Source organism: Nocardia sp. CC213A (genome assembly GCF_030766805.1).
In the GTDB taxonomy this organism is placed as follows: Bacteria; Actinomycetota; Actinomycetes; order Mycobacteriales; family Mycobacteriaceae; genus Nocardia; species Nocardia otitidiscaviarum.
In genome coordinates, this window is sequence record NZ_JASFXA010000002.1 from 238940 (window position 1) to 246108 (window position 7169).

At 66.3% G+C, this 7169-nt stretch carries 5 protein-coding genes; 1 reads left to right on the forward strand and 4 read right to left on the reverse strand.

Annotated elements, in window-relative coordinates; genetic code table 11:
• The first annotated feature begins 242 nt into the window (after window positions 1-242).
• A complete protein-coding gene (locus tag QJS31_RS04545) occupies window positions 243-2216 on the forward strand; it encodes an HNH endonuclease signature motif containing protein (RefSeq protein ID WP_306355988.1) in 1974 nt (657 codons plus the stop codon).
• A gap of 558 nt (window positions 2217-2774) precedes the next feature.
• Here the strand turns inward: QJS31_RS04545 and QJS31_RS04550 are convergent.
• From QJS31_RS04550 to QJS31_RS04565, 4 genes are all read right to left on the reverse strand, one after another.
• A complete protein-coding gene (locus tag QJS31_RS04550) occupies window positions 2775-3413 on the reverse strand; it encodes a hypothetical protein (RefSeq protein WP_306355989.1) in 639 nt (212 codons plus the stop codon).
• Between the two features lie 125 nt (window positions 3414-3538).
• A complete protein-coding gene (locus QJS31_RS04555) occupies window positions 3539-6109 on the reverse strand; it encodes a hypothetical protein (protein WP_306355990.1) in 2571 nt (856 codons plus the stop codon).
• 12 nt (window positions 6110-6121) lie between these two features.
• Window positions 6122-6436, reverse strand: coding sequence for a hypothetical protein (locus tag QJS31_RS04560; protein WP_282784419.1), 315 nt, complete (start codon window positions 6434-6436; stop codon window positions 6122-6124).
• Window positions 6437-6546: 110 nt separating this feature from the next.
• The gene (locus tag QJS31_RS04565) at window positions 6547-6987 is read right to left on the reverse strand and encodes a YbaB/EbfC family nucleoid-associated protein (protein WP_306355991.1); all 441 of its coding nucleotides are present in this window, start codon (window positions 6985-6987) and stop codon (window positions 6547-6549) included.
• Between the last annotated feature and the right edge of the window lie 182 nt (window positions 6988-7169).

Below are 7169 nucleotides of genomic sequence, written 5' to 3' on the forward strand. Positions count from 1 at the left end.
GGTGGGAAACCGGACGACGCTTTGATTCGGGTGGGATATCTGCGATATTCGAGATCCTGCGGCGAGTTTCGACATAGTCGCTGACTTCGTAATCATCCGTCATGTGTCGGAATGGCAGCTGGGGATTGCCAATAGTCGTCCGCGTGCTTGTCGCTTCGATGATGTGAGTAAGCATCTGAAGATTTCGATACCACATGGCTATTGCTGTTCTGCTGCAATGGATTTCGCGGTAGAATAAATGCATGATTCCGGAGGGGGGAACGCGAGGCGGTGATACCGCGGCCGGTCTGTCGGCCGCGATGGACGCCCTGCTCGCGACCGATCTCACCGGACTGTCCGACACCGCTCTCGTGGGTGTGATGCGGGAGGTGGAGTCGGTGCGGTGTCGGGTGGCGGCACTGTCGCATCGCATGATCGCCGAAGTCGAGTCCAGGCATCTGTGGGAGCGTGCCGGGGCCAAGGGGATGCGCGGCTATCTGATCGATGTGCTGCGGTTGTCGGCCGCCGAGGCCGGAGCGCGGGTACGCGCGTCGGCGTCGTTGCGGCCGCGCGCGTTCTGTGGGGAACCGGGTCCGGCGTTGTTGCCGACCACCGCGGCGTTGCAGGCCGAGGGTGTGGTGTCCCCGGAGCACGCGCGGGTGATCATGCGGGTGATGGACCGCATCCCCAACGCGGTGCCTGTCGAGACGCAGGCCGAGGCCGAACAGCAGTTGGCTCGGGCGGCGGTGCAGATGCCGCCGGAGTATGTGAGCAAGGTCGGGCACGTGCTGCTGTCGTGTCTGGACCCGGACGGGGTCCTCACCAATGACGACGACCGCGCCCGCCGCCGCGAGCTGTGGGTGGGCAAACAACGCGTGGACGGCATGAGCGAGATCAAGGGCGTGCTCGACCCGCAACTGCGTGCCCTGCTGGATGTCGTCTTGGCGAAGTGGGCGCGGCCGGGCATGTGCAACCCCGAGGATCCCGACAGCCCCCGGATGGGGCCGGGTGCGGTCGACAAGGATCTCATGGAGGTGGCGGCGCGGCGGGATCGGCGTAGTGCCGGGCAGCGTAACCACGACGCAGTGAAAGCCTTCCTCGCCGCCGCAGGCGGACCGGAGAACCTGGGATCTCACCGGGGCGTGCCGGTGTCGGTGGTGTTGACGATGAGTCTCACCGACTTGCAGGCCGGGGCCGGGTACGCCCACACCGCATCGGGATCGGTGATGTCGATCCCCGACGCGTTGCGGATGGCCGAGGGCAGCTACCCGTTGTTGATGTTGTTCGACGGTAAGGGTTTGCCCCTGCATTTGGGGCGGGGGAGGTATCGGTTGGCGTCGCCGTGGCAGCGGTTGGCGTGTATCGCCGCTGATCGGGGGTGTACGCGTCCGGGGTGTGAGGCTCCGGCGACGATGTGTGCGGTGCATCATATGGTGCCGTGGTTGCGGGGTGGTCGTACCGATATCGAGAACCTGACGTTGGTGTGCGATCGCTGTCATGCTCAGATTCCTGAGGATGTCGAGGATCCGACCGGGTGGGCCACCCTCGGACGCGGCAACAGCAACAGCAGTAGCAGCGGCAGCATCGGCGGCAACAGCATCGGCAGCGTCGGCGGCAATGGCGGCAACGGCCTCGGTAGCGGCGGCAACCGCGGCGGCGGTGTCGGCAGTATCGGCAACGGCCTCGGTAGCGGCGGCAATCGCGGTGGTGGTGTCGGCAGTATCGGCAACGGCCTCGGTAGCGGCGGCAATCGCGGTGGTGGTGTCGGCAGTATCGGCAACGGCCTCGGTAGCGGCGGCAATCGCGGTGGTGGTGTCGGCAGTGGCCGGTATCCGGGTCGTGTCGTGTGGGCGCCGCCGACGCGGATCGATCCGGCGCGGGTTCCTCGGGTGAATCTGCATCATCATCCGGAGCAGTGGCTCACCGATGCCCCGGGCGGGCAGTCGCCCCCGACGCTCAGCCAATCGACCTCCCCAACACTCGGACAGCCGATGTCCGCTGCGCTCGCACGGTCGACGCTCCCAACAGTCGGCCAGTCGAAGCCCTCGGTCGTCGGTCGGCCGATACCTCCGCCGTTGGGTCGACAGGGTGCAGGCGCGTGTGATCGCCCGTCCCCGCGACAGATCGACCGAAACGCCACCGACCACCACGACCGGTCAGATCATCACGCCCGCACGGTGCCCCCGCACCACGCCCAGCGGCCGGACCCGACCCGAGGCGATCACTTACGCCAATAGACCACCCTCGCCCAAGGGCCCGTCTCGAGAACGCAACCCCAGCCAGTCCGTGGGCTGGGGCAGACGCGCGCGGCACCCAACCCGGCGTCAGCGCAAGCCAGGTAAGACACCCAACGCCACCACACTCATCTCTTCACATCTCTGCAGCAACACCCCGAACCCGATACGACGGCCGACACCTCAACACATGGACAAGGCCGAAACCCACCGCCCTGCAATCATTCCCCAATCTGCAAGCCCGAACGCCAGTTAGCCGTCGTCGAGTAGGACGCCGAAATCCTCGAAGCGGCTGAGTGGGCGCGAAGCGGCTGAGTGGGCGCATTGCGCGGAAATCACGCCGATCCAACGTCGATATCGCGTCGGTGTCGTATTCGGTTGCCAAAGGCACATAACGGTATCTGCCAGGTCCAGTGCGAGGTCGCGGTATCGCTCTTCGATGATCGACCTCGGTGATCGCCAGTTGCGAGATCGCGATCAGGCTGGACTGTTCCAACTGTTTGCGACAGTCCCGGGTCCGCGGAGGGTCGTTGAGCGTCTCGAGTTGCCAGACGTGGGGGTCTAGTCCGGTTGGGTGGGCCAGCCCGGGTAGGCGGGTTGCACGGGTGGTGGCGTGTCGCTGTAGCTGATCTCGTTCTCGACCGGTGCGTCCGGGTACAGGCTCAGGGCCCAGTCATCGCACGATGCCCCGCTCTCGACGTAGGAGATGGTCCATCCGGTGAACACGTTGTAGGTGGGTGCCTGCCAATGCAGCCGGTCCGGCGCCGGGCTCGGTGTGGTCGTGGGTGTGGTGGTTGCGCGGGCGGGTGCGTCGTTGTTACGGGTGAACCGGGCCGCGAGGGCGGTTCCTCGGCCGTACCACATCTTGTACCGGCCGTCGCGGAGTTCGCCGTAGGCGTTGGACAGGGCGCAGAATTCGACGAGGTACCCGTCTTCGGTGTCCTGGATTCGCTGGATGTGATTGAGCAGGGTTCCAGCGATGGTTCCGCGGTAACGCTCGATCTCGTAGCGAGGCGTGTCGGCTAGTTCCAGTGCCTTGGCGTAGCCGGGATAGGCGTGTTCGAGCCCGGCGTACCGGCCGATGACATCGGATTCGTCCGCGGCTCGCATCAGTGTGGCTGCGGTGGAGAACAGGTCGATGCCAGGTTCGGCCGACCACACCACGGTGGCGTTGCGGACCTCATCGGGTGGTTCGTACACGCCACTCGAGGGTCGTGCGCTGGTGCTGGTTGGCGGCGTGCCTCCGGTGTCGGTTTCGCCGCATCCGGTGGCGAGGAGGACCACCGCGCCGATGGTCGCGGTCAGCCGTGCCGGTGGTCGTCGTGTCATCCTGTGGGCCATGTATTTTTGGGGTCCTTGGGTGCGGCGAGGCCAGCGAGAACATCATTGGCCGATTTCCCGCGATCTAGGGAAGCGATCGTGTCGTTGAGTGTCACGGTCTCACCCCTATCCGCTGTCTGGCCATATATGGTGAATTCCGTCGTGTCGATGCCAGCGTTCGCGAGTAGTGCCTTCACTCGATCTGCGGAATCGGTCTGATCACGTTGTGGCTGGCCGTTGATGTCGGCGCTGTAATCGGCGTAGGTCTTGAATCGTTGCCCGGTGGCGTCCTTGTATTCCGCTGGCACGTCATTGATGTCGATCCTGCCTTGATTGGTGAGTTCCAGCAGGGCCGTGTACTTGCGGTGCTCCGGGTCGCCAAACGTAGTCCTGCTGAAATCGCTGCTCTTGGCGGTCAACGGGTCGTACTGGCCGACCTGGTCGGGCCGAAGATTGTACTTCAACGGATCGTTCGGGTCGACCTGTTCGGGTTCGAACGGGAACACCCCCAGTTTGAACGGTTCGGATACGGCCGCGACCGCGGCCCCGCCGGGTCCGAATCCACCGGTCAAGATCTGCGCGCCGGTGTAGGCGGCGTTCCATCTTGCGGTCTTGTCGCTGGCGGCGTCTCTGGCCTCGCCGGTGCGTTCGGAGTACTCGGTCGTGAGAGCCTCGTTCACCGCCCATTCGATCCGGTTGGCATACCGGCCGATATCCGGATCACCGGCACCGGGCATACCGGGTGTAACGAACACCTTGTCCATCCGCTGCGACTCCGCCAGGGCCGCGCCGTTGATGATCTGACTGGCGTCGGGGTCGGTGGACAGCACGCTCAGCACCCGCACCGTTTCTCGGGGACCGAAGTCGTTGCCGAATCCGAGGGTTCCGGACAGGTCGTCGGGCATGCCGACCAGCTTGCCGACGAACGGCTGTAGCGCCTCGGCGACCTGCTTCGCGGCATCGGGTGACATCCCGGCACTGTCCAGCGTGCCGAGATCGTCGGGATTCTTACCGGACAGCAGCACTTTGTAATTATTGGTGCCGTCGGCGGATTCGGTGGTGGAGATGATGTCGGCGAGTCCGCGGGCCGCTCGCCCGGCCTGGGTGGCCTGGTCGACCTGCGCTTGATGGTCGGGGTGACCCGGCGGCACGGTGACGTGCGCTTCCTGTGGAATCCAGTCGGTCATCGCGCCGAGTAGCGGACTGTCCGGGTCGCTGGATTCGCGTTGCAGCAGCGACAGCATCGCGGTGTCGGGGTGGTAACCGTCGCCCAGGATCTCCGGTCCGCCCTCGCCGGTGAAAATGGCGGTGGTGCCCTCGTGGTTGCGGGAAGCGATCTCGATCGCGTTGGTGAGCGAATCGTCCAGCGGGATAGTGGTGTCCGGACCCAGTTGAATGTTGTGCGATTCCAGCCAGGCCAGATGCATGCCCTGTCGGTGCAGCTCGGTCGACAGTTTGGTGCCGGGCTGGTAGCCCGGGTCGGACTGTGCGAGGGCGTCGAGGAATCGGCCCTGCTGGGAGAGGAACGCGCCCTGGTTCGCGATGCCCGGGAGCCCCATATCGGGGTACTGACCGGCATTGTCGTCCGGTGCCGCGCCGCTCAGGCTCACCCGCGTGGAGATCATGTGCTGGACATCGCCGGGGAGCCGGTCGTAGCCGCCGGGGGTCTGGGTGCCGTCGGCTCCGACGCCGACGACCTTCTCGTTGGACAGCAGCATGACCGCGTTGCCGAGGGCCTGCGCCCGCGCTTCGCCTTCGGGTCCTCGAGCCCGCAGTTGTTCGCTGAGTTCGGCGAAGCCGTCCGGTCCGGCGGTGTCGAGCAGACGCTGGGTGAACTCGAGTGTGGAGGCGGGAACGACGACGGTCTCACCGGCCGCCAGTGCGGCCTGGTCGTCGTCGGAGAGGTTGATCCGGTCGAGGGCCTGCTCGATGCGGGTCATGGCCTCCGGCGGGACCGGGCCCTCTTTGGCGACTTCCGCACCCAGGTCGGCGCCGGTATTGCCCGACGGCGCGGCACCGTCTCCGGCGGCGGGCAGCTCCGCGAACGCGGCGTCGATGCCATTGACGACGCTCTGCGCGGCCGCCGCCGCCCCGGACAGCCCGGCTTGCAGGGCGCGGGTGTAGTCGTTGGCTTGGCGTTCCAGTGCCGCGAGTTTGATGGCCGCGCTGTCGGCATCGTCGCCGGAGAGCGCGTTCGCCACCTGCGCCAGCGACAGCGTGACGGTACCGTCCTCACCCCAGAGAAAGCCGCCGGAGGTGATCGCGGTCAGCAGGGTGGTTACCGTTTTCTGAGCGAACCGCAGCGGCTCGAGTCCGTTGCCGATCGCGGCACCGGCCGCTTGCAGCGCGCCGACGGTCCGGTAACCGGTGTCGCGGACGGTCACGCTCTTGTCGCGCAGGCCGTTGCCGAACTTGCCGACCAGGTAGTCGGCGGAGTTGCCGACATTGTCGTAGGCGACGTCGAGTTCGGTCTGGAACTTGCTCGCCTGCTGGTTCCAGAAGCCGCCCTGCTGCTCGAGCTGGTCGAGTTGCCAGTCACGCACCTGCGACACGGTGGGGATGGGGGCCTCGCTCATCGCCGGTCCTCGTTACTTGGGGAACCGGCTCGCGGACTCGGCTTCTTGCGCCAGGACCGCGGACAGGCCGTTGTCCGTGCGCGCGGCCATCACCCGGACCTGCTCGGTGGTCGCCGTCATGGCGGTCGTGGCATGGGTGGAACCGGCCATACATGCCGCGTTGATCCCGGTTCCGGGGAGCAGTGTGCTCATGGTGAGCGCCGAGGACAGCGTCTGGTCGTCGGCGCGGATCGCACCGAGCGCGTCCGCCGCGGTGTTCATCGCCGACACCAGGCCGCGAACTCGTTCCGGATCGACGAAGATGAAATCGTCGGCGTCGTAGCCCATCGGCCCATCCCCCTCGAGTCAACCTGGTCTTTTCCGCGATTACTCTACTGGACGCGGATCGCCGGATTCCCGCACCGAATCTGCACTACCAGCCCGCCCCGGTAGACCCATCAGTCGGCCGCGATAGGCGACTTCGGCCGCAACGGGTGATAGTCCTCATCGTCTTCGTCGCCGTGGCCGTAATCCATGCGCCCCGGTGGCCGGGTGGCCGCCGGTGGCAGGTCACGCTGGGGCGCGTCTCCGATCTGTTCGACGATCGCCGCTGTCCGGGGATCCTCGCGCACCTCGCGCACCAGCTCTTCGACCCGGGCTTGGGCCTGCTCGCGGGCGCTGTTGAGCAGGCGCGTGAGCAGCGGACCCAGCTGCCGCCCGCCCGGGAACGCGTCCTCGTCGATGTGGACGGTGGTGACCCGGCCGTCCGCCTTGACATCGACGTAGACGCCGTCGGACCGGACGGCGGCGTGCCCCTCGGTCAGCGCCTCGGCCAGTTTGTCCAGCTTCGTGCCCAGCGACTCGGTGGTACCGAGCGAATCCGATCCCGGCCTGTCCACCCATCCCTCCTTCGAACGATTCGTATGAGAACAGTACCCAGTGGGCTCGCGGTCGCGTCTTGCGCCTGTTTCGCCCGTAGAACCTTGGGCTTGTTCGCCATCACCCGTGATGGTGTCGTGGTCTACGCGCGGTGAGGGATCGGGAGGAGCTCGCCGCGGGATGACGGCGAGAGGGAATTTTC